The sequence below is a fragment of the Limnoglobus sp. genome, from assembly GCF_059499385.1.
Genome location: NZ_JCABYM010000037.1, coordinates 38722 through 62432, shown reverse-complemented (window position 1 = coordinate 62432; position 23711 = coordinate 38722). Strand labels below are relative to the sequence as shown.

The 23711-nt window shown below is 70.4% G+C and carries 7 protein-coding genes and 2 tRNA genes; 4 read left to right on the top strand and 5 right to left on the bottom strand.

Annotated features, from left to right (window positions below):
* Positions 1–10: 10 nt before the first annotated feature.
* The 3 genes from AC5JJ2_RS06110 (at position 11) to AC5JJ2_RS06100 (ending at position 2277) form a co-directional block, all read left to right on the top strand.
* Complete coding sequence (locus tag AC5JJ2_RS06110) at positions 11–910, top strand: triphosphoribosyl-dephospho-CoA synthase (RefSeq protein WP_495857078.1); 900 nt, start codon at positions 11–13, stop codon at positions 908–910.
* Positions 911–952: 42 nt separating this feature from the next.
* Positions 953–1441, top strand: a complete 489-nt coding sequence (locus tag AC5JJ2_RS06105) for a 6-pyruvoyl trahydropterin synthase family protein (protein ID WP_495857077.1) — start codon at positions 953–955, stop codon at positions 1439–1441.
* 116 nt (positions 1442–1557) lie between these two features.
* Positions 1558–2277 (top strand): hypothetical protein, encoded by a 720-nt coding sequence (locus AC5JJ2_RS06100; RefSeq protein WP_495857076.1) that lies wholly within the window; start codon positions 1558–1560, stop codon positions 2275–2277.
* A gap of 108 nt (positions 2278–2385) precedes the next feature.
* Here AC5JJ2_RS06100 and AC5JJ2_RS06095 read toward each other — a convergent pair whose 3' ends face one another.
* From AC5JJ2_RS06095 to AC5JJ2_RS06085, 3 genes are all read right to left on the bottom strand, one after another.
* On the bottom strand, positions 2386–4596 hold the full coding sequence (locus tag AC5JJ2_RS06095; protein ID WP_495857075.1) for a sigma-70 family RNA polymerase sigma factor: 2211 nt from the start codon (positions 4594–4596) through the stop codon (positions 2386–2388).
* Positions 4597–4839: 243 nt separating this feature from the next.
* Entirely contained in the window at positions 4840–6435 is a 1596-nt protein-coding gene (locus AC5JJ2_RS06090; protein WP_495857074.1) for a TROVE domain-containing protein, read from the bottom strand.
* A 508-nt stretch (positions 6436–6943) separates the two neighbouring features.
* A tRNA-OTHER gene (locus tag AC5JJ2_RS06085) sits at positions 6944–7065 on the bottom strand.
* A 338-nt stretch (positions 7066–7403) separates the two neighbouring features.
* On the opposite strand from AC5JJ2_RS06085, the gene AC5JJ2_RS06080 reads away from it, so the two are divergent.
* A tRNA-Lys gene (locus AC5JJ2_RS06080) sits at positions 7404–7476 on the top strand.
* 116 nt (positions 7477–7592) lie between these two features.
* Here AC5JJ2_RS06080 and AC5JJ2_RS06075 read toward each other — a convergent pair.
* Positions 7593–20564, bottom strand: a complete 12972-nt coding sequence (locus AC5JJ2_RS06075; protein WP_495857073.1) for a hypothetical protein — start codon at positions 20562–20564, stop codon at positions 7593–7595.
* Positions 20565–20784: 220 nt separating this feature from the next.
* Positions 20785–23706, bottom strand: coding sequence for a S9 family peptidase (locus tag AC5JJ2_RS06070; RefSeq protein ID WP_495857072.1), 2922 nt, complete (start codon positions 23704–23706; stop codon positions 20785–20787).
* Between the last annotated feature and the right edge of the window lie 5 nt (positions 23707–23711).

Here is a 23711-nt window from a genome sequence, read left to right as displayed (position 1 = left end):
TGGGGATCAGATGCCAACGAAGCGCAAGCTCGTCCACCAACACGCCGAGCCGCGGGACGTGCAGCTCCACGTCCAGACCGCGTGCCTGTGGGAGGCGACGGCCCGCAAGGTCGGGAACGTTCACCGGTTCGCCGACTTCGCCGGCACGACGTACCTCGACTTCGCGCTGAGCGCCGCCGCCGTCGCGAAGCCGCTCGACCGGGCCATGTACGGCTGGCCGTTCGGCCGCGTGCTGCTCGAAGCCGTGACGGAAACCTGTCGCGTCTGCGGGCAGAACACGAACCTCGGCATCCTCCTGCTGCTCCTGCCGCTGCTCTACTGCGACGAGAACCACTATGCGATCCCCCGCTTCCTGGCGAAGCTCGACCTCGCGGCCACGAAGGACGTGTACGCCGCGATCCGGGCCGCGAACCCCGGCGGCCTCGGCGACTCCGCCGAGCAGGACGTGAAGGCCGAGCCGACCGTGCCCCTGTTGGAAGCGATGAAGCTGGCCGCCGACCGCGACCTGATCGCCCGACAGTACGCGAACGGCTACGCGGACGTGTTTGAACTTGGCGTGCCAGCGTTCCTGGACGCGCTCGCGAAGCACGGCAGCATCGAGGCGGCCGTCATCACGTGCCAGTTCGCGTGGCTGGCCGCGTACCCGGACTCGCTCATCGTCCGCAAGTGCGGCCCGGCCATTGGGGAGGACGTGCAGTCCCGCGCGAGGCACGTCGTCGCGCTCGGCCTCGACACGCCGGCCGGCCGCGCCGCCGGCGTCGCGCTGGACCGCCACCTGCGGTCCGACGGCAACCGGCTGAACCCCGGCACGGCGGCCGACCTCGTGACGGCGTGCTTGTTCGTCGCGCTACGGGACGATAAGGTGAAGCCGGGCGACCCGTTCCCGTGGGCCGCCCCCGACTGGCTGTGAGGCGAGGCTGTGTAGGTCATCATCGAATCCACTGGCTAAGCCATGCCCACCGACCGCTACCACGTCCGCGTGACGAAGGACTCGTTCATCTTTAGCTGCGGGCATTTCATCACGTACAACCGCGACCAGGGGGAGCGGCTGCACGGCCACAACTACCGCGTCGCCGTCGAGGTCGGCGGGCCGCTCGACGAGAACCACTACGTCTTCGACTTCATCGCCCTCCGCGACCGCACCGCGGCCATATCCGCGGAACTCGACCACCACATGCTGCTCGCCACGAAGAACCCGCTCTTGCCGGTTGACGCGAACGACCACCGGGTCCGCGTCACGTTCCGGGACAAGGAGTGGGTCTTCCCCCGCGAGGACTGCATCTTGCTGCCGATCGAGAACACGACGGCCGAGTTGCTCGCGAAGTGGATCGCGCAACGACTGATCGCCGACCTGCGGGCGCGGGGCTTCGCGCCGGAGGTCGTGCGGGTCGAGGTCGAAGAGAACGTCGGCCAGGCGGCCGTCTACGAGACGCGGCCGTGACGCTCGCCTCATCATCCAATTCTCATCATGTCGTCCTTGTCGGCCGGGAACGGGTGTGGTTAGGATGCCCGTAGGCGTGCGGGCGTCACCCGCGCGCGACCTCCGGGGTGACTGACATGCGTACCATCACACGCGGCGTTCTTGCGGCGGCCCTGGTGGCCGTCGCGGCGACATCGGCCCTGGCCCAGCAGCCCCAACGGCCGCCGGGCGGCGGCGGGTTCGGCGGGTTCGGGTTCGGCGGCGGCGGGGGCGGCGGGGCCAACCTCAAGGCCGTCCTTCTCACGAACAAGGCCCTCCAGGACGAGCTGAAAATCCCCGACGACATGCGGGAGAAGTTTGCCAAGTTCCAGGAGGAGCAGCGGGCCGAGATGGAAAAGCTCCGCGGGCTGGGCACCGACGACGAGGACCAGATCGCGCGGCTGAAGGGCCAGATCAAGGCCATCGAGGCCCGCATGGCCCTCCTGAAGGACCTGACCCCGGACCAGACCAAGCGGATCGGCCAGATCGAGCGGCAGATGATGGGCCTGGGGGCGCTCTCCAACGAGAAGATCGTCAAGGAGCTGAAGCTGACCGACGAGCAGAGGGAAAAGATCAAGGGCATCAACGAGGAGCTGAACAAGGACATCCGCGAGTTGTTCAGCGGCGGGGGCGGGGGCGGCGGGTTCGGCGGGTTCAACCCGGAGAACCAGAAGAAGATGACGGCCCTCCGCGACGAGGCGATGGACAAGGCCGAGGAGGCGCTCGCCCCGGCGCAGCGGAAGCAGTGGAAGGAGATGCTCGGCGAGAAGTTCGACACGGCGAAGCTGTTCACCGCCCCGATGCGGCGGAACAACTAGCCGCGAAGTCACGCCAATCCGTGGCGAGCCGAGCGACGTAAGCCGCCGGGTGAGGGGCGCTCACCCGGCGGCTTACGCCGCTCGGCTCGCCTTCGTACGGCCGGGCCGTCACTTCTTCGCTTCGACCGCGTCGATCCGCCACAGACCGAGGCGGCCGCGGTTCTCCGGCGAGTCGCTGGCCGCGGGGCGACCGCTCTTGAAGACCGTCTCCGCCACGGCCAACAGCGGCGGCTGCCCCGCTACCGCCGGGCGGAACGCGAACAGCCCGTCGCCCCACCACTGGTGGACCCGCTTGCCGGTCGCGGCGTCGAAGATTTGGGCCTGACCCGCGCCACCGACGTGACTCCCTTGCGTCAACAGCAACGCCCCGTCCGGCGAGAACGCCATTTGTGACACCTCTTCTTCCTTCTTGAGCGCGATCTCCTTGACCACCTTTCCGGTCGCCGCGTCGTGCAGGTGGATGACGGCAGCCGGCAGTGCGTCCAGGGCCTTCTTCACGTCTTCGTCGGACAACTTCGCGCCCCTGCCCCCCGGCAGGCCGCCGAACGAGCCGCCGCGCCTCCCGTCGTCGCCCGGCCGAATGACGAGTTGCCGGAGCGTCTGCCAATCCTTCATCCGGTAGGAAACCGCGACGACCCGCCCGTCGCCCGACACGGCCGCGCCCATCGGTCCCATGTCCTTCGGCGGGTCGGCCGTCCACGCGACCTTGCCGGCCGCCAGGTCCCACGCTGTCACGCCGCTCGCCCAGATCTTATCCTTCGTCTTCGCCCGTCGGATCGCGACAGCCACCCGCGCGTTCTGGTCGAACGCAAGCCCGTACAAGAATGTGGGGACCAGCGACAGCTGCTTCTCGACCTCGCCGGTGATCGGGTTGAGCCGCCGCAACCCGGTGTGTGTGTCCTGATCGGCGTCGCTCCACTCGGAGTAGGTGTTCCACAGCCCCTTCGCGTCGGCCGTCAACTTGAACTCGGTCCCCGTCGCGATGTCGAGCGCCACCGGGCCGACGGTCCCCGGCGCGGTCGGGTCGAGCCAGTTGCCGGGGCGGGAGAACGTGTTCCCGACGTACCGGGTGGTCCCGTCCTTCACGACCGTGGCCGCGTTGTCCCGGACCTTGTCGAGCGGGTGGTCGGACGTGAAGTACCGTAGCTCGCGGAGGGCGTTGATGCCCCCGGTCTCGACGCGGGCGGATACGAACGTCGGTGCGCCGGAGAAAACGTCGATCAGCCGGTGGCCGGGCGGCAACTCGTACTGCGTGACCATCTGCTCGTCGTCCGGCCGGATCACGCCCACGGCCTTCGTGCCGACCGCTTGCCCGGCCACTTCGACGAACAGGTACGGCCGCTTCGCGTCCGCCCCCCACCGGACCGACGCCGGGGCGGACGACAGGTCGTAGTACGCGACCATCTTCGGCTTCGCGTACTCCGTCCGAACCGCGGCCTCCTTTTCCGCCTTCGGCTCGTCCTTCTTCGCCTCCGCCTTCGCGGGCTTCTTCTCGTCGGCCGGGGTAGCGGTCAGGGCGAGGCCGGCGGCGGCCAGCGTCAGGGTCGCGGCGAGCAACAACATCATTCGCATCGGGAAGGCTCCTTCGGCGGCCAGGTGCGCGACGGCGGCGGGGACCGAGCCGCCGACCACGGCGGCGACGGCCGATTCCAACGTCGCGCTCAATAAAGACTCGGGCACGTCGGCCCGCGTGTGGTCGGTCAGGAACGCGGTCAGGGCGGCGAGCGTGACGCCGCGGCGAGCCAGCCGCGCGGCCAGCTTCTTCCGCCCCGCGGCGAGGCGGCTGGAGAGCGTCCCCTCGGCGACGCCCAGCCGTGCCGCCGCGGCCGCGCGGGTCAGCCCTTGCAGGTCGCACAGCACGACCGGCACCCGGTACCACTCCGGCAGGCGGGCCAGTTCCGCGTCGAGAATCCCGGCCAACTCCGGTTGGGGTTCGTGGTCGCGAACAGACACGTCCGGCGGCGTGGCCATGAGGACCTCGCGGTTCCGGCGGCGGGCGGCCGTCCGCCGCGCCCGCCGGGCGACGCGGACGGCCACGCCGTACAACCAGTGGCCGAGCAGTTCCGGCCGGCGGATCGCGGCCGCCTTGCGGGCGAGGACGACGAACGCGGCCTGGAACGCGTCGTCGGCGTCGGCCGACCGGCCGAGGACGCGGCGGCAGACGCCGAGGACCATCGGCCCGTGCCGCCGGACGAGGTCGGCGAACGCGGCGTGGTCGCGGTCGGCGTGGAACCGGGCGAGCAGCTCGGCGTCCGGCCGGTCGCCGTCGAGGGCGACGAGCATCGCGCGCAGGTTGCCGGGGGCCGGGGGGCTGGCCATCGCGTCTCCTCGCCGTACTGCTGCCCGCCGGCCGGGTCGCGCGTCGCGCGATTTCGGGGGAAATTTTCAGAATAGCTGGGAGTGGAGGAGAAAGGACGGAGAAAGTGCGAACGGAAATGGTAGAGGCGAGTGGGCGGCTGCCCCCCTGGACCGCGGGCGTCCCGCCCGCCACGGCTCCAGCCGCCGAAGACGGGTCCCCGCGACCGGGAAGGTGGGCGGGCGGGACGCCCGCGGTCCCAGGAGTTAACTTCGCGCGAAGTCCGTCATCAACTGCGGAACGGTGGTGTCCATTCCGATCACGTCCAGCATCCCCGCGTCCGACGGGTCGGCGATGCTGAACTGGTTCGCCACCATGCCGACCACGATCAGCTTCGCCGGGATGCCGGTCGCGTCGCGGTACTGCTTCAGCGCCTGGAACGGGTGGACGGCCCCGAACCACGTTTCCGAATCGGTGTAGACCGCGAACACGTCCACCGGCAGCTTCCGCTCCTTCGCGTACAGCATCGGCAGGGCGCAGTCCGTGCCGCCCATCGAGATCGCCTCGGTCGCGCGCACCGCCGCGTCCAGCCGCATCCTAGCGCGGATCGGCACGTCCACCAACTGATGGCTGAACCCGAGGAACGTCGCGTCCGCCTCCGTCGCGGCGGTGACGAGCGCCATCGCCGCCGCTGCCACGCGGGGCGTGACGCCCGGCGCGCCACAGACCGTGCCGCAGCCCATCGAGCCGGACACGTCCAGCGCGAGCAGCCACCGCTTGTTCGTCGGCTCGACGGCCCGGAACGCCAAGTAGAACGCCCGGTCGAGCGCGTCCACGACCGACTTCTCCGGCGTCCACGTCCCGCTGCCGCGGGCCGACTGGCCGGCCTCGTAGGTCTTGAGCGCGACGAGGACGTTCAACGGGTGGACACGGGCCTTCTTCAGCCGGGCCTCGTCCGTCAGCTCGGCGATCACCTTCTCCGCGGCGGCCGACCCGTGCGTCAGCAGGCCCACGCGGGTCATCGTCGCCAGGTTCCGCAGCATCGCCGTCAGCGGCATCTCCGCGAGCAGCGCCTCCCACACCTTCGGCGAGGTTAAGAATTGCGTCGGGATCGCCTCGCGGACCAGTCGGAAGTCGCGGATCAACCAGACGACCTCGTCCTCCGTCGTCGCCCGCTTCGCCGCCTCCAGCGCGTAGATCGGCGCGAGGGCGGCCGTCGGCGTCACCTCATCGACCGTCTCCTTCTTGCCGACGGCCCACGCGAACACGGCGTTGCGGTCCTCCTCGGCCGTCTTCGGGTGCGCCAGCCGGAGCAGGTCGCGGTGGCTCCAGCCGTCCCGCTGTTGGTACTTGGTCACCTGGTACGCGAGGTCGCGGACCGGCTTGTTCCCGTACCAGTCGGCGACGGCCTGCCGCAGCCCGCGGCCCCAGCCCCGCAGCGCGTCCGACGCGGCCGCGAACTGGAACAGGTGCGTGCCCGTCCGGCAGACCGCCGGCACGGCGGCGTAGGCGGCCTTCTTCCCGGCCGCGTCGGCGTTCGCCGCGACGAGCGCGAGCGCGAACACGGCGTAGTCGTTCTTCGCCGCCCGGCCGCCGTCCGACACGGCGACGACCCGCCGCACGGCCTCGGCCGCGTCCGCCTTCGCGCACGCGACCACGGCCGCGGCGTTCTCGACGGTCAGCTCGCGCTCCGTGGCGTAGTAGCTGCCGCCCTCGCTGCCGAGGACGAGGAACCGGTCGAGCCGCGTCCAGTCGTCCACGGCGAACGCGTACCCGCCGGCCGAGTTCGGGACCGTCGGCTTGCCCAGAACCGGGGCGCTCTGCGGCGTGACCTTCGGCGAGACGTGCTTCACCAGCTTCATGGGCGTGTCCTCCTTCAGACAAGCAGTCGGGGTGGCGGGATTCGAACCCGCGGGAACCGCGATAACCCTCGTCCGTCGGCCGGGTTGGCAAGGTGGTGGCGAGGGTCACACCCCGTTTGAAATGCAGGCAAGTTGACGGCTCAAGGTTCGACGTTGGAATAACGATAACCTTGCGCCTACGGCCCGCAGCGCTCTCGTCCGGAATCGAACCGGTCCTTCTGGCCCCCCTAGCGAGAACAATCCCGTTCCGGCCCGTGAGGGCAAATCCGACACGGATCGTTAGCCAGCGTGCTGCCACTGACACCACGAAAGCGGTCACTCGAAAACAGCGGGCGAGTTGACGGCGCAGGGCACTTTTCGCGGTAACCCTGGGCCTCCGGCCCGCAGTGCTCCCGCCCGGACTCGAACCGGGATGCCTGGATTCCGAGAACAATTCACGGCCGGCCCCGAGGGGCAAGGTGGGTGTGAACCGCCTTTTCCAGTGCGCTACCCTTGCGCCACGAGAGCAGGCTCCGGGGCGGGACTCGAACCCGCGACCTGCCGAGTGAAATCGAGAACAGTTGAGCTTCGGCCGGGGAGGCAAGGGTGTGCCAACCGTCGTTGCCGCTCTACCGCTGAGCTACCCGGAGCAATCGGGTACAAGGACGCGGCCGGCGGGGGCCGGGTTCGCCGAAAACGAAACCGCCCGCGCGGGTGCGCGGGCGGTTGTGGTTCCATGTCAGTCGTCCGGGGGCGGGCCTCTTGTGAAACCCGGAAGCGCGATAACGATCATGCGGCGGCCCTGACAGGCAAGAGGTGCAGATCGGTATGGGGGAACCCGCCGACCGATGATTCGAGCCGCGGCCGGCGGACGCGCCGCGGCTTCGTTCCGCACGGACACGGCCTTCGCCCAGGAGGTTCGCGCGCGAATCCGTGGCGGCGGCGCGAACACTTGGCAGGGGTATGGGTGTCCGTAAAACGAGATGGTCGGAGCCGTAGCTCAGCTGGTAGAGCAGCAGACTTTTAATCTGCGGGTCGTGGGTTCGATCCCCACCGGCTTCACTGGAAACGCCGGGCATTTCAGTCGAACGTCCAGTTGCGTCGATCTGCTACCACACCTCTTTCTTTCAGGAGCGGCTTCCGAGGCCGCTCGTCGAGTCGGATTTATTTACGACGACTCAGCCGATCTCCTCGCCGTCGAGGGAGAACACGGTCGTCTCGCCGGTCGGCAGGGTGACGATCAAGTCGGGGGCCGCGTCGGCGGCCACGTCCGCCACGGCGACGCGGAGGCCGGCCCGGTCGGCCGGGTCGTCCACCACCAGCGTCCGCAGCTCGGCCAGCGCCGGCCCCCGGTAGAGCTTCACCAGCGGGCCGCCGCCGGGGCCGGCCCCGACCGCGAGCACGTCGTCGAACGCCCCGACTGTCACCCCCCCGCGGAACGCCGGGTCGAACGCGAGGAACTCGGTTACCACGGTCCCGGCCGCGTCGAAGGCGCGGACGTGCGGCCCGCCGCCCTTGCCGGTCCCGGTGACGATCTCGCCGCGGCCGTCGCCGTCGGCGTCCGCGACCGCCACGTACACGCCGCCGCGGAACGACGGGTCGTAGGCGAAGAAGTCGGCGACCGGCGTGACCGCGCCGCCGGCCAGGTCGAACGCCCGTACCCGTGGGCCGCCGCCGACGCCCGTGCCGGTGACGAGTTCCAGTTCCGGGTCGGCGTCGAGGTTCCCCAGGCCGACGAACACGCCGCCGCGGAACGTCGGTTCGTAGGCGAAGAAGTCGGCCACCGTCTGCCGGGTCGCGCCGTCGGTGACGCGGACCCGCGGGCCGCCCTTGTTGCCGGCCGCGGCGATCACGTCGTCGATGCCGTCGCCGGTCACGTCCCCGGTCGCGACGGCGACCAGCCCGGCGAACGTCGGGTCGAACGCCGCCGCCCGGAACCGCTCCGTGCCGTCCCGCTCGCGGACCACGATCTTGGCGTTCCCCGGCGTCAGCGGGTTCGCGAACGTCGCCGCCTGCGGGCCGGTCAGCGGCCGCGTCACGGTCGCGACTAGCGTGTCCGCCTTCCCCCCGCCGTGCTGGTCGGTCCACTGGAGCGCGACGTTGAACTTGCCCGGCCGGGCGTACCGGTGCGCCAGCGTCACCTCCGGCGTCTGCGGGGCGAACACGAACGTCTCCGGAGCCGTGCCGTCGCCCCAGTTCACGGTCAGCCGGAAGTCGTCCAGCTCGTCCGCGTCCACCGGGACGCCGTGCAGCTCGACCAGCTCGCCGGCCGCCGCGCCGGTTACCCGCCGCTGGGCGAACGCGGACGCGGTGTTGACGTGCGTGAGGACCACGTCGTTCCCGGTCCCGCCGCGGTAGCTGACGCGGAACGTGTTCCGGCCGACGGTCAGCGGCGCGCCCTCCGGCAGGCCGGCGAACGTGCCCACGACCGCGTCCGTGCCGTCGTTGTCGATGACCTCGTACTGGTTGCCGACGGCGCTGGTGAACCCGGACAGGGACGCCTCGAGCGCCGCCCCGCCGAGGGTCACGCCGCCGCGGACGGCGACGGCGTCGTGCGTCCGGCCCGGCGATGTGCCGTGCAGGCCGAACGCGAACGTCGTGGCGGCCGTCGCCGACAGCGGGCCGGTCAGCGCCAGCCCCCCGGCCGTGGTCGCGGTTCCGGGCTGGATCGTGCCGCCGGTGCTGGCGAGGCCGTTGGCCGACCCGCCGCCGGCGAGCACGCCGCCGGTTTGGCTGATCGCCGAGCCGAGCGCCGCGTCGAGCGTCACGGTGCCGGCGGAAACCGTCGTCGCCCCGGCGTTCGCCGGCGTGCCGCTCAAGACGCGGCTGCCGGCCCCGGCGTGCGTCAGCCCGCCCGCCCCGGTGAGCGCCGCGTTCAAGATCAAGTCGTCCGCCGCCGGGCCGTCGGCCACGGCGATCGTCCGGGCGGCCGGGACGACGTAGTTCCCTTCGATCCGCGCACCCGTCGCGGCGGCGTTCGTCACCACGTTCGCGGAGAGCGTGAGCGGATCGACGGCGACGACGCGGCCGCCGGTCAGGTTGAGCGAAACGGAATCCGTGCCGGCCCCGCCGTCGAGCGTCGCGTCGCCGCCGAAGGCGGTGAGCGTGAAGCCGTTCGCCCCCGCCCCGCCGGTCAGCCGGAAGGTCTCGACGCCGCCGCCGGCGAGGAGCACGACCGCCGCCGGACCGACCGTCACCCGGTCGTCGCGGAGGGTGAAGTTCACGTCCCCGGTCCCGACGAACGTGTCCGTCCCGGTCCCGCCGTCCCAGGTGAACGTGCCGGCCGCCGGCTCGACCGTCAGCGTGTCGTTCCCGCCGCCGGTGAGCAGCGTCAGCGACAGCCCGGCGGGCACGCCGTTCGGGCCGACCCGCACGTCGGCGGCGCTCAGGTTGTCGAACCCGCGGACCAGGTTCGTCCCGACCTCCAGGACCGCCGCGGCCACCTTCGACAGCGTGACGTGCGTGACGGTCACGGCCCGGCCGGAGACGAGCGTCTCGCTGGCGACCGTCGTTTCCGGCACGCCGAGGCGGTTCGTCGTCGAGCCGACGCGGACCGGGCCGAAGTCGGTTTCGAGCGCGAGCGTGTGCTTCGCGAACCCGGACACGAGGACGTTGCCGACGGTCGAGTAGCCGACCGCCCGGCCGCCGACGGTGACCGTGCCGGCCGTCGGTGAGCTGCCGACCGTCTGCCCGGCGACTTCGACGTTCGTGCCGCGGAGTTCGAGCACGTCCGCCGGGTCGCCCCGGCCCGTGCCGGTGAACGTGATGCCGCCGGCCGGGATCGGGTTGCCGCCGGCGAAGTCGAGGATGAGCCGGTCGTTCCCGCCGGCGGCGTCGAACGCGAACTTCGCGACCGGGCCGAGGTCCACCTCCACGCCGTTGAGTTCGTACCGGAACCCGCCGCCGGCCGCGAACAGCCGGAGCGTGTCCGCCCCGCCGGTCCCGACGACGGTGACGGTGCCGCCGGTGTTCACCAGGCGGAACGTCTCGACGTTGTCGAGCGTGACGGGCTGGAACCCGTCCGCCTGGACCTTGTTCGACCGGATCGTGACGTTCGCGCCGAGGGCGTCGATCGTGGCCGCGTCCCGCAGCCCGACCGGCTGCGCGCCCGCGTCCACGCCCCGCGGCCGGGTGGACACCTGGAGCGTGAAGGCGTCCGCCAGCGCGCTGCCGATGACGTTGTCCACGCCGCCGGTGACGACGGAGCCGCGGACGTTGTCGAAGTCGATCACCTGCGGGGTCGTCAGGTCGAAGTTGAAGTTCAGCCCGGCCGACGCCCCGCCGAAGTCGAGCGTGCCGGGGGTGTTCGTGTTCGTGTTCGCGCCGACGACGGTGGTGCCGACGATGTCGCCGCTGAACGTCTGGATCGCGTCGCCGCCGCCCAGCCCGCTGATGAGGTCGCCGCCGGTGCCGACCGGCGGCAGGGACGCGAGGTAGTCGTCCGGGAGGAAGAGGTTGTCGATCCGGCCGATGTCGCCGACGATGCGGTCGTTCTTGCCGGACCCGGTGATGCGGTCGAACCCGCCGCCGCCGATGATGTCGCTGCCGCCGGCCGCGCCGAAGATCAGGTCCGACTTCGCGCTGCCGAGGACGGTGTCCCGGCCGTCACCGCCATAGTAGTAGAAGAACTCCGAGTCCAGGCCGTTGACGAGATCGTCGTCGATCCCGGTAGACGGGTTGAAGTTCAGCTGGAAGATGCCGGTCTCGTCGTTGCCGCGGACGCGGTCGATGCCGCCGTTGCGGTCGGCGAACGTCGTGTCGCCGGTGAAGAGCATGTCGTTGCCGAGACCGCCGCGGATGTCGTCGTTGCCGGCCCCGCCGTAGACGGTGTCGTTCCCGTCGTTGCCGAACAGCTTGTCCTGGCCGTCGCCGCCGACGAGCGAGTCGTGCCCCTCGTTGCCGAAGACGGTGTCGTCCCCCTCGCCGCCGGCGACGGTGTCGCTCCCGAGGCCGCCGGCGAGGAGGTCGGCGGCGTTCGCCCCGGCCGCCGCGCCGGTCGTGCGGACGGAGTTGTCGCCGAAGATGGCGTCGTTCCCGGCCCCGCCGTCGATCACGTCCCGACCCTCGCCGTCGGCCGCGAGGCTCGTCGCGCCGGGGGTCGCCTTGCGGTCGCCGATCAGGGCGTCGTTGCCGTCGCCGCCGGCGATCTCGTCGTCGCCGCGGCCGCCGATCAGGCTGTCGTTGCCGAGGCCGCCGACGAGCGTGTCGTCCCCGTCCCCGCCGTCGAGCGTGTCGTTGCCGCTGCCGCCGACCAGGTTGTCGTTCCCGGCCCCACCCAGGATGACGGCCGTGCCGCGGAAGAACGGGTCGATGAGCAGCTCGTCGTCGCCGTTGCCGAACGACCCGATAGCCCCGTTCCCGCCGTCCACGATGATCGCCTGGATCGTGTTGATGTCGAGCACCTCGTTGAAGCCCGCCTCGCCCGGCCCGAAGTCCTCGATGGTCGTCCCCTTCTTCACCCGGATCGTCTCCCGGCCGCTGACCACGCTGACCGGCTTCGTCGCGTCGAACTGGAATGAGGGAATGCCCGGCTCGAACGTGATGGTGTTCCCGCTCACGGCCGTGATCGTGGCGAACCGCGCCGTCTCCCCGGCGAGCGTCGGCAGCGTCGAGAAGAACTTCACCCGCTGCCCGACCTTCACCCCCTGGGCCTCGAAATCCGTCCCGGCCCGCGTGACCGTGTGCCGGTGGACCGTTCGCGACTGCACCTGGATCGGGTTCGTGCCGGGGATCGGCGTGATGATCGTCTGGCTGGCCGTGGCGACGGTGTACCCGTTCCCCGGCAGGGTGGCGATGTCGTACCCGTCGTCCGGGTTGCCGTTCTTGTCGATGAGCAGGACCTGGACGTTGTCCCCGCCGTCGCTGTTGGACGCGGCGAAGTTCGCCCGGTCGCCCGTCGTCGAACCCGCCGACCGGGTGAGGACGAGCGTTTGCTTGCTCGCCCCGCCGACGACCCGCGGGGCGACGAACGCCAGGTCCGGCGTGCCGGACGGCGGCAACTCCGGCCGCAGCACGTTCTCGAACTCGTAGATCGTGAAGTCGAAGGCGTAGCTCTTCTCGAACAGCCCGCCGAGGGCGCGGAGGGTGACGCCGAGTTCGGCCAGGATTTTCCCCTCGAAGTCGAACAGCGCGATCACCTTCCCGCCGCGGCTCTCGCGGATGATGCCGATCTCGTCCAGGTAGAGCTTCCCGTCCTTGCGGTCCTGCGCGGACCGCGTGTCGAGCGCCGGGACGGCGTGGTCGTTCTTGTTCTCCGGGTAGTTGTTCTCGTTGTCGTCGTTCAGGTCCACGCCGAGCGTGCCGAACAGCTTCCCGTGGCCGGCGATCGACCCGGCCTCGAACCCGAGCAGCCGCACGGCCGCGTCCACCGTCACGCCGACGCCGGCCGTCAGCACGACCTCCTTCCGCTCCTTGTCCGTTGGGTCGATCTGCAGGTTCTCTCCGGGGTCGAAGTCGCCGATGTAGAAGCCATTCAGGAACTTCCGGTCCGGCGCGTTCAGCCCGCGGGTGTCCAGCCCGGCGGAGATGTTGACCGTCAGCCCGAAATCGACGGTGAAGCCGGCCGCGACGTTCACGTCGGCCACGTAGGGGATGCCGAAGTTGAACAGCGGGATGTTCGGCGACTCGAACCCCACGTCGAGGTTCAGTTCCGGTAGGTTCACGAACACGATGTCGGTCGTCTGGCCGGTGAGCAGCTTCACCAGGTTGCCGACCTTCAGGACGGGGAAGACGATGCCGAGGTCGCCGAGGTCCTTGAGGAACGAGCCGATGAGCGGCAGCCCGGAGCCGGGGATGTTGGCCGTGTCCGTCGTCCCGCCGGGGGCGGTGCCGGTCGCGTCCGGGTTGGAGACGGCCGCCATCGCGACGGCCCCGCCGGCCACGGAGCTGGGCGTCCCCGCGCCGGGCTGGGCCGTGCCGCCGGTCCCGCCGGCGCTCGTCCCGCCGACGAGCGGGATGTCGCCGAAGTCGATGAACAGCCCGGCGCTCTGGCTCGCCATGTCGGCTGCGGAGTCGATGAAGTTGCCGATCTTCACCAGGAAGTCGAGCACCCGGACCGACCCGGTGTTGCCGGCCTTCTCCAACTGCCCGCGGAGGATGTCGTAGATGCTCTGGTCGAGCAGCGGGAGCGGCTCGGTGAACGTGTCCACGACCTTCGCGAACGGGCTGAACAGCTCGAGCTTGTCCAGCACCGGCTTCGCGATCCGGTCCACGAACGACCCGGCGTTCAGCTTCACGTCGTTGATCGCCACCGTCGGCGACAGCGGCTGCCCGGCGGAGATGTCCACCAGCCCGCCGTTGCCGATGTCGAAGAACAGCCGCCCCTCGACGGACGGCAGCTCGCTGCCGGCGGCGAGCTTCAGCGGCACGTCCACGTGCGCCCCGACCTTGAAGCTCAGGCCGACGAACTGTTTCGGGTTCTGGATCGCCTGGATGAAGTCCGACCCGGTGATCCGCTTGTCCGCGCCGCCGATCAGGTCGATGCCGACGACGCCGGTGACGGTCCCGACGTTCGGGTTGAAGTCCGCGGTGAAGCTCAGCCCGCCGATGGTGAGCGTCAGGTCCTGGTTGGCGGCGACCGTGACGGTGGCGGTGACCTCCGGCGTCGTGGCCGTCCACGGGGTCAGCGGCACGTCGCTGAAGTCGGTCTTCACGAAGAACCCGTCGGCGAAGTCCACGCCGAACCCGAGGAACGCGTCGAGCTTCGCGCTGGCGGCGACGGCCCCGGTCGCGGACAGCGGCAGGAAGTCGAGGCCGAGGTCGAACGGGGCGTTGACCGCGATCGTCGGCTGGTAGCGGAGGAAGAACGTGACGCCGGTGACCTTGCTCCCGTCGGTGTTGACGCGGAAGAAGTCCTCCTTCGTGACGACGGCGAGGCCGTTGCCGGCCGCGTCCCCGACGACGGTGACGTTCGGCAGGGTCCGCAGCGCGTCCGCGACCACGCCGGCGAGCGCGGCGACGGCCGCGTTCGTCGTCGGGGTTGTGGACGAGTTGAGCGTGTTCCGCAGCCGCGTCAGCACGGCCGACACGCTGCCGGGTTGCCCCTCGAAGAAGTTCAGCCCGTCCCGGATGCTCTTGCCGATGATCGGGAGCTTGCGATCCAGCACGTCCACGCCGAGCAGCTTCTGGCCCCACTCGAGCAGGTCCTCGAACCCCTCGACGAGGTTCGAGAAGCTCAGCAGGCCGTTCGCGATCAGCCCGTCCAGGTTCGCGACGTTGACGAGCACGCTGGTCGCGTTCAGCTTGTCGTTCGCGATCGGGATGTCGGCGGACGCGGCCGGGGTGATCGGGGTGGTGAAGTCGAGCGGGTTGACGAAGTTCTGGAGCTTGCCGGCGATCCGGACGAGCGCGTCGGGGCCGCCGGGCGTATCGGCGACGCCGTCGCCGTTGCCGTCGAGCGGGAGGACGGCCTGCACGTCGCCGGCGAACGCCGCGCCGAACAGGGCGTTGAGCTGGCCGGTCGTGGCGGCCTTCGCGATCTCGCCGAGCGTCAGCTTGCCGTCGCCGGAGCCGGGCAGGTCGTTCAACTTCCCGCCGAACCCGCCGCGGACGAGGGCGCGGCCGTTGACGACGCCGAGTTCGATCGGCCCGGCGGCGGCGTTGAACGTCAGCACCTTGCCGGTGACGCCGTCCACGGTGTACCCGGAGTTGAGCGTCACGCCCACGTTGAACGTCGTGGCGTCGTCGCCGGCTACGTCCAGGAAGACGCGGTCGGGGAGGGCGATCAGCTTGCCGGCCGCGTCCTTCGAGGTCGTGCTCACGCCGAGGGTCAGCTTCATGCCGGCCGTCGCCGTCGCGGTCAAGTCGCCGGCGGCCGACACGTTCGCGAACGAGCCGGTCGTGCCCAGGTCGAACCCGAACGGCAGCGATTTGCTCTTCGCCGCCCCGAAGTCGAACGTGAACCGCACGGCCTGCGAATCGACCGCGAGGCCGACCGCCGTACCGAGCTTCGATTCTAGGAACGCCCGCACCTTGTCCGCGGACGAGAACGTGGCCGCCGTGTCGGCCGTGTTGAGGTCGGCCGGCGGCGTGTTCAGGCTCGTGACGAGGCTCTCGGCGAGCGTCAGCAGTTCGCTCGGACTCTTGTTCACCAGCGGCAGCGGCGTGGTCAGCGCGGGGGCCTTCGAGAGGGACGCGAGTTCGTCGATCAGTTCGACGAGCGCGGCGGCGATGTCGAGGCCGGTGATGTTCTCGAACTTGGCGAAGGTGTCCGCCCCCGTCGTGTTCGCCAACAGCCGCGAGGGCAGGGCGGTGAGGTCGTCGATGCCCGCGATCAGCCCCTGGTCCGCCTTCGTGCCGTCGAGGGACAGCGTGACCTGCCCGAGGTCGCCGGTGTTCGAGATGCCGGCCTTCACGGCCAGGCCGTCGATGCTCAGGCTGCCGGAGGCGACCGCCGAGAACGGGTTCAGCCCGTTCGTCGCGAGTTCCACCAGCGTCACGCGGGTGTCCGTCGGTGAGTTCGGATCGACGACGTTGACGCCGAACGTGCCCCGCACGTCCACCAGGCCGGTCCGCCCGGCGTCCGGCCCGAGCGTCACGTCCAGGAACCCGACCCGGCCGGTCGCGGTCGGCGTCGCGGTCGCCCGGACGCTGAGTTGCACCTCGTTCGCGTCGTCCTTGACCAGGAAGAACCGCTCGCCGACGGCCTTGTTCGCGGCCAGGCTGATGCCGAGGGCGGCGTGGAACGTCGGCGTCACCGTCACGTCGAACGCCGTGTTCGTCTGCAGGTCCAGGAACGGGATCGCCCCCTTGAAGTCGAGCGTTTCCGCGAACGTCAGCGGCGTCGGGGCGAAGTCGAGCGGGACCTTGATGAACCGGTCCACGCCGGTCCCCTCGACCGTGACCTTCGACAAGAGGTCGATGCCGAGTTTCGCCCCGAGGTCGCGGATCAGGTCTTGCAGCGTCGGGACGGTGAAGTCGAGGTTGCCGAAGAACCGGTCGAACTGCTCGGCGATGCCGCCGGGCCGGAGCACGCGGTACGTCGTGGAGGTGGTGGCGGGGAAGACGCCGCCCTCGGCCGGCCGCACGGTGAACGACGACCCTTCGACGGCTTCGATGGTCCCTTGTTTGTCCTGGCCGCCGACAACGAAAATGATCGCCTGCCCGACGGCGACGCCGGCCGTGCCGAGGTCGAGGCCCTGCACGGCCACCCGGAACGTGCCGGCCGCGGCGTCGATCGTCGTGGCCGCGACCGCCTCCGGCGGCAGGTCGAAGGGCTTCGCGACGGAACTCAGCAGTTCGCCGACCGTCTTGCCGAGGACCGGGATTTCCGTGTCCAGCACCTGCGTGCCGGTCGCCGCCTCCAGGCTCGTGGCGAGGCCCTGCACGGCCGCCACCACCTGCCCGGCGTTCACGGTGATGAAGTCGATCAGCTGCTGGGCCGTCGTGTTCGCCCCGAGCGTCGGCGTGACGGTGAACCCGGCCGGGGTGTTGAAGTCGTTCCACGCGAAGCTGACCTTCGCGTCGTCGAACAGCGGGAACTTGAACGCCGCCACGTCGATCGTCGCGTCGATCTTCAGGTTCGGCACGGCCGGCATCGTGCCCGGCAGCAGCACGGCGTTGACGTTCGCCGACGACCACTTGTCGTACTCCTCGTGGAGCAGCAGCTTGTTGTCGTTCGCGACCGTGCCGGGGTCGAAGAGGTTGATCTCGAAGTTGGCCGTCGGGTCGGTCGTGAGGACGCCGTTCGTGACCGTCACGCCGAGGAACCCGAGCCGGGCGTCGCCGGTGACGGTCCCGGACAGGTTGCTGATGACGACCTCCGCGCCGTTCGCCTTGTTCGTGCCGACGAAGAACCGGCCCTGCGGGTCCACGCCGAACTGGAGGTCGAGCTGCACCGTCGCCTTCAGGTCGGCGACGAGATCGACGCCGGCGAACCCCTGGTCCTGCCCGGCTTTCAGCACGCCGCGGCCGGACAAGGCTTTTTGCGTTTTGAAGTTGACCGTCAGCCCGTTCGCGTCCTGGGTGACGGACGCGAACGCCGGGCCGAGCGTCGTCGCCCCTTGCAGCCGCGCCTCCAGCGCGTCGGCGTCCGCGATGGTCGTGCCGAGTTCGTCGAACCGCAGCCCGGAGTCCTCGAACACGCGGCGGATCAGGCTCGACCCGCCGTCGAGCGCCGCGAGCAGCCCGAGGCCGGAGAGTTCCGCGGAAACGTGCGGCGTGACGCGGAGGGCCGCCGCCTCGCGGAGGAACTGCTCGATCCCGTGGCCGAGGACGGCGAGCGGGTTCGCCACCGCGAGCGGGAGCGTTTCGACGCCCGCCGTGGTGATCGCCGTCGTCGTGCCGTCGGCCGCAAGGGCGCGGTAGTTCGTCCCGGTCTTTTCGATGGCCACGTCCGGGCCGACGTTGACGAACGCCAGCGCGTCGGCCGTGCCGCCGGCGTCCGCGATCGACACGAACGGCGCGGCCGACCGGCTCTGCCGCCCGGGGAGGCCGTTCGCGCCGTCGATGGTGATCGTGTCGTTCCCGTTGCCGAGGGCGAAGCGGATTTCCGCGACGTTGGCGAGCGGGAACAGCTTGTTCGTGCCGTCCGACTGGACGACGCGGACCCGCGTGCCGTCCTTCGTCAGGCTGATCGTGGCGGTGTCGTTCCCGGCCGTGCCGGTGACGCTCAGGATGCCGCGGTTGGTCACGAAGTCCGGGTTCGCGATCTGCCACACGCCGCGGCCGTCGGTCGCGGCGTAGAGCAGGTTCGCGACGGGGTCGAAGTGCAGGTCGGTGACGACGGCGTTCGGCAGCCCGAGGCCGATCTCCTCCCACTTCGGGTTCGCGTCGTTGGCGCCGGCGGTCAGGAACACGCCGCCCGCCCCCCCGACGAGGACCATCGGCCCAGCCCCGGTGACGACGATGTCGATGGTGCGGAAGTCGCCGCTCAGCTGGGGGAGGTTGCCGGTGATCGCGGCGAACCGCGGGCCGGCCGTCCCGGTCCCGCCGTCGAGCACCTTGTACACGTTCCGGGCGGTCAGCAGGTACGCCGTCTTCGCGGTCTGCGGGTCGATGACGATGTCCAGGATGTCCGTCTCGCCGTCGATGCGGAACACCCGGTCGAGCGGCGCGCCGGGGGCGCTCGGCCCGGCGTCGCGGACGCCGACGAGGTTCCCCATCGCCGCGTACAGCACCTGCGGCTGGCCCGCCGCGCCGGCCGCCAGCGCGGTGAAGGCGTCGCCGGTCAGCGTGTTCGACGGGTCCTCGATCCGCCGCAGCGTGCGGCCGAGGTTCGTCGATTCGTACAGGTTGTACCCGGCCACGGCGACCCGCGTGCCGTCCGCGGCGTTCAGCGCCAGCGGCCGGGCGAACACGTCCGGGTCGTTCACGTCCTTGCCGGCCAGCCCGGACCGGAACAGCGTGTCGGCGATGCCGTCCGTGATCGTCAGCACGGTCGGGTCGATGTCGATCTGCTGGTTCGCGTTATTGAAGTCGCGGCGGACGCCGTCCTCCAGGTCGATGCCGACGGACAGCCGCACGGCCCGGCCGGTGACCGGCTCGGCGGTCGCGAGGACGGCCCCGCCGAACCCGACGTTGAGCCGGTCGGCGTCGAACGGGTCGTTGTTGAACGTGCCGGTGACGGCCGCCTCCCACGCCGCCCCGCCGGTGGCGAGCTGGTCGATGACGCCGTCGCTCCGGGTGGCGGCCGTGTACCGCTTGTTCACCCGGTCGAACGCCACGGACGTGAGGTTCGCGATCTGCAAGTTGCCGTTGGCCGAGGACCACTCCGCCCCGGACGGGTCCGAACCGAGGCCGGGGTCGGTCAGCCGGTACAGCCCGCCCTCGTTGGCCTCCAGGATGTAGTCTTCGCCGTTCGGCACGCTCACGAACAGCAGGTCGCGGGAGTCCGCGTGCGGGAACGTGCCGCCGGCGTCGGACCCGACGATGAGGTCGCCGTTCCGGAACAGCCGACCGGAGAACTCGCCGTTCCCGGCGACCGTCCGGAGCGGGATCGAGTCGAGTTCCGGGTGCGTGTCGCCGCCGACGTACAGGATGCTCGGGTTCCGCGGGTCGGCCATGAGCGAGAGGCTGGTCAGCCCGCGGCCGAAGCTGATGACGCCGGCGAACGTGTCGGCCACGCCGTCCTGGCCGGGGACGTTCGGCTCGGTGTCGATGAAGTCCTCGTGCGTCTTCGGCGCGCGGTCGCCGCCCCAGTTCGTGCCGTCCAGCCGGTTCAGGTGGATGCCCGTCAGGTCGCCCTTCGAGTTGACCAGCCCGGCGAACAGGTGCGTGGCGTTGACCAGGTTCGTGGACTTGCTAGTCACCGCTTCCAGCCGGATGCGCGTGTTGTCCGTCAGGTCCAGGCCGACGTTCGGGATCGGCGTCCACGTCGCGAAGTCGGCGGACGAGAAGACGCCGACGCCGGGGAACGCGGCGAAGAACGTCCGCGGGAAGAACTTGTCCGGGGCCGGGGCCGTGTCCAGGAACGACGACACGACGACGAGGTCCGACGGGGACACGGCCGCCGGCAGCACGCCGGTCGTGTCCTGGGTGCGGCTCCACGTCAGCCCGCCGTCGAGCGACTCGAACAGCCCGCCGGGGCGGTCGTTCGCCGTGCCGGGCAGGTCCTTCGTGCCGGCGGCGACGGCCATGAACTCCTGCGGGGCCTTGCCGCGGACCGACTCGTCCGTGAGCGCCAGGGAGACGACCGGGAACCCGCCGAGTTCCTTCCCGCCGGTGACGGCCCAGGTCTCGCCGCCGTCGGTCGAGCGGTAGACGCCGACCGCTCCGGTCGGGTTCTCGCTGTTGATGCTGCCCGTGCCGGCCACGATCACGGCCGGGTCGATCGGGTTGACGGCGATGTCCGAGATCGACAGGCTCGGCAGGTCGTCCGTCTTCGGGGACCAGGTCGGGTTGGCGGCCGTCACGTCGGCCGTCCGCCAGACGCCGCCGCCGGCCGTGGCGACGAACGCCGTCTTCCCGTCCGGCCCGACGGCGACCGCCTCGACCGTCCCGGCCATCGGGTTATTCTGGGCGGTCAGCCCTTCGACCGCGGCGAACTGGATCGGCCCCGGCCCCTGCGGCGTCCACGTCCCGACGCTGACGAGGTTGGCCGCGAACAGGTCGCGGGCCTCCAGCTGCTCGACCTTCATCCGCGCGGCCGCCCGGCGGGCCTTCCGGTTGTGACGGGGGGAGGGGTAGCGGAGGAAGGGGTTACGCCAGAACATGAGTGGCCCCGGTGTACGTGGAGGAAGCCGGCCGCGGTCGGCCGGGTCCGTGAGTCATGGGAGGGACGCGGGCCGTCAAGGGGCGTGCCTGACGTGCCACCGGAGGAAACGCAGGGGGCTTACGCGAAACGAGCCGGGGGCTGGGAATCGGGCGGAAGCGGAACGCCTTCCGGCTCGGCCGGAAGGCATTCTTGCCCAAGAAATGATGGCGCGGGTCGGACTACCGCCGCTTCACGTCCCTCTCGTGGATGTCGGCCTTCGTCTGCCGGTCGGCGAGCAGGTGCTCGGCGAAGAAGTCCCACATCCGCTGGGTGAAGTACGGCTGCGCCGGGCCGAACCCGTGCCGCGCGCCGGGGATGATGAGCAGGTCGAACCGCTTGTTCGCCTTGATGAGCGCGTCGGCCAGCCGCATCGTGTTCGCCGGGTGGACGTTGTTGTCGATCTCCCCGTGGACGAGCATCAGGTGGCCCTTCAGGTTGCCGGCCAGCTCCGCGTTCGTCGGGACCTTGATCTCGAACTTCGTCTTCGGCGGGGCCTTCTCCTCGGCCTTCTTCTCCTGCGTCGCGCCCTTCGCGGCGTCGGTCGTCTTCGCCGCGTCCACTTTCTTCGCGTCGTTCTTTTCGGCCTCCTTCTTCGCCGCCTCGGCGGCCGCCTGCTTGGCGTCCGCCAACTTCTTTTGCAGCTCGGCCAGCTTCTTCTCGACCTCCTCGACCGACTCCCGGTCGTCCGGGTCGAACCCGGTCAGCAGGGCCTCGATCTCGTCCTCGACCGCTTCCACCTCCGGCGGCCGCCGCCGACCACCGCCGTTCCCGCCGCCGGTGCGTGTCCCGGTCGCGCCCGTGCCGGCGGTCGCGGTCGCGGCGTCCTTCTTCTCGTCCGCGACCGCGACCTCCTTCATCCCGTGGTACCGCTCGGACCAGTTGTCGTTGTAGATGTTGTTGTCGTGGTTCCCGGCGCTCGCGACGGCCGCCTTGAAGAAGTCGTTGTACGGCGGTTGGAGGACGGCCGCGGCGGACATGAACCCGCCGCCGGAGTGCCCGTAGATGCCGACCCGGCCCAGGTCGATGTACCGGTGGCGGGCCGCCAGTTGCTCGATCGCCGCCTTCTTGTCCACCAGCCCGTAGTCGCGGAGGTTGAAGTACCCGAAGCTGTGGTACGCCTTCGACCGCTCCGGGCTGCCGCCGCGGTGGCCGACCTGGATCACGACGAACCCGAGCTGCGCCAGCTGCATCGTCGAGCTGTACGCCGCGAACCGGTGCGTCACGCCCTCCGTCTGCGGGCCGGGGTAGACGTTGGCGACGACCGGGTACGACTTACTCGGGTCGAAGTCGAACGGCTTCCACACGTTCCCGTACAGGTCCGTCACGCCGTCGGCCGCCTTCACCACGAACCGCTCCGGCATCCTCCACCCGGTCTCCCGCAGCCGCGTCAGGTCGGTGGTTTCGAGCGTGAGGACCGGCTTGCCGAGTTCGTCGTACACCAGGGCGACCGGGGCGTGGTCGGTGGCGCTGGCCGTCGTCACGACGTACTTCTTCGTCGGCGACAGGTACGACTGGTGGTTCAACCCGCCGACGACCGGCGCGTACCGGCCGCCGGCCGGCGCGACGCTCGGGTCCAAGAGCGTCAGCCCGGTCCCGTCGAACCGCACCCGGTACAGGTGGGTGTGGTACAGGTTCTCGCCCGGCTCGCGGGCGTTGCCGACGAAGTAGAGTTGCTTGTTCTTCCCGTCCACCTCGACGATCCGACTCGCCCGCCACGCGCCGGCCGTGATCGCGTTCCGGAACGTGCCGTCCCGGCCGTACAGGTAGAAGTGGCCCCACCCGGTCCGCTCGGACCACCAGACGAGTTCGTCCGTCTCCTCGACGTACCGCACCGGCTGGGCGTCCAGGAACGCGGAGTCGAACGACTCGGCCAGCAGGCACTTCTCCGCCCCGCTCGCCACGTCGATGGTGCAGACCGCGAGGTTCCGCTGGAGCCGGTCGCGGCGGATGAACCGCAGTTCGTTAGCCGCCTTGCCCCAGACGACGCCGGTGTACCGCTCGTCCTTCCACTTCGGCTTCACGGCCGTGAGCGTCTTCTTGGCCGCGTCGCAGTAGAAGAGTTCCTGCTTGCGGACCTTCTCCTCGCCGGGCATCGGGTACTTGTACTGCTCCAGCCGCGGCCGCGGGGCGGCGATCGAGTCCACCAGGAACAGGTCCTGCACGCCGCGGCTGTCGGTGCGGGAGACGTAGAACGCCTTCGAGTCCGGCGACCAGGTGACGTTCGGCCGAGTCTTGCGGTCCTCGGCCGGGGTACGGCCTTCGGCCTGCGCCTCCGACCCGCCGGTCCGGCCGCGGCCGAAGGTCCCGCGCTGCGGGCCGAACGAGTAATCCTCGACGCCGTCCTTCGTCAGCTGCACCGCCTTGTCCTCGGCCCCCTCGTCGGCGAGGTAGAGGTTGTGCTTGAAGGCGTAGACGTATTTCTTCTTGTCCGGGGAGACGGCCTTGTAGCTCAGCGGGTTCGCCGCCGGCGGCGGGGTCTGGTTCCCCTGCTGCTGTTGTTGCTCCTGTTGTTGCTGTTGCTGCTGTTGTTGGTCCTGCTGATCCTCCCGCCGCTGCTCGCGTTCGCGGAACTCTTCGAGCTGCCGCCGTTGCTCCTCGGTCATCCGGGCGAGCATCTCCGGGCTGGGCTGGAACCCGGTCCGCGGGGCCTTCGCCCCCTTCGTCAGCGTGCCGGCGGCCAGGTCGTACTCGTACTGGTATTCGTCGAAGACGAACTTCAACTTTTTACCGTCGTCGGTCACGCTCACCCGGCCGAGGGCCAGGGTCGCGGCGTCGAGCGGCTTCTTCGTCACCTCGGACAAGGCCGCGGCCACCCGCGCCGGGTCGAACAGCGGTTCCTTATTCGGGCGGGCCGGATCGACCCGCCAGTACGCCAGGCCGGCTGGGGTCCGCACCTGATACCAGAACTGGTCCGTCTTGCCGATCCACTGCGGCGAAACGGACGCCTCCTGGACGTTCCGGGCGACGAACTCGCGGGTGAACTTCTGGGCGAGCGGGTAGTTCGCTCCCGTCACCTTCGGCGGGTCGGCGGCGGGGACGGGCGGCGTCAGGGCCAGGGCGACGGCAAAAGCGGGTACGAACCCGAACCGGGGGTGGGTCATGAGGT

Coding starts and splice junctions, on each gene's coding strand:
- AC5JJ2_RS06110 (WP_495857078.1), top strand. CDS start 11: ATGCCAACGAAGCGCAAGCTCGTCCACCAACACGCCGAGCCGCGGGAC.
- AC5JJ2_RS06105 (WP_495857077.1), top strand. CDS start 953: ATGCCCACCGACCGCTACCACGTCCGCGTGACGAAGGACTCGTTCATC.
- AC5JJ2_RS06100 (WP_495857076.1), top strand. CDS start 1,558: ATGCGTACCATCACACGCGGCGTTCTTGCGGCGGCCCTGGTGGCCGTC.
- AC5JJ2_RS06095 (WP_495857075.1), bottom strand. CDS start 4,596: ATGGCCAGCCCCCCGGCCCCCGGCAACCTGCGCGCGATGCTCGTCGCC.
- AC5JJ2_RS06090 (WP_495857074.1), bottom strand. CDS start 6,435: ATGAAGCTGGTGAAGCACGTCTCGCCGAAGGTCACGCCGCAGAGCGCC.
- AC5JJ2_RS06075 (WP_495857073.1), bottom strand. CDS start 20,564: ATGTTCTGGCGTAACCCCTTCCTCCGCTACCCCTCCCCCCGTCACAAC.
- AC5JJ2_RS06070 (WP_495857072.1), bottom strand. CDS start 23,706: ATGACCCACCCCCGGTTCGGGTTCGTACCCGCTTTTGCCGTCGCCCTG.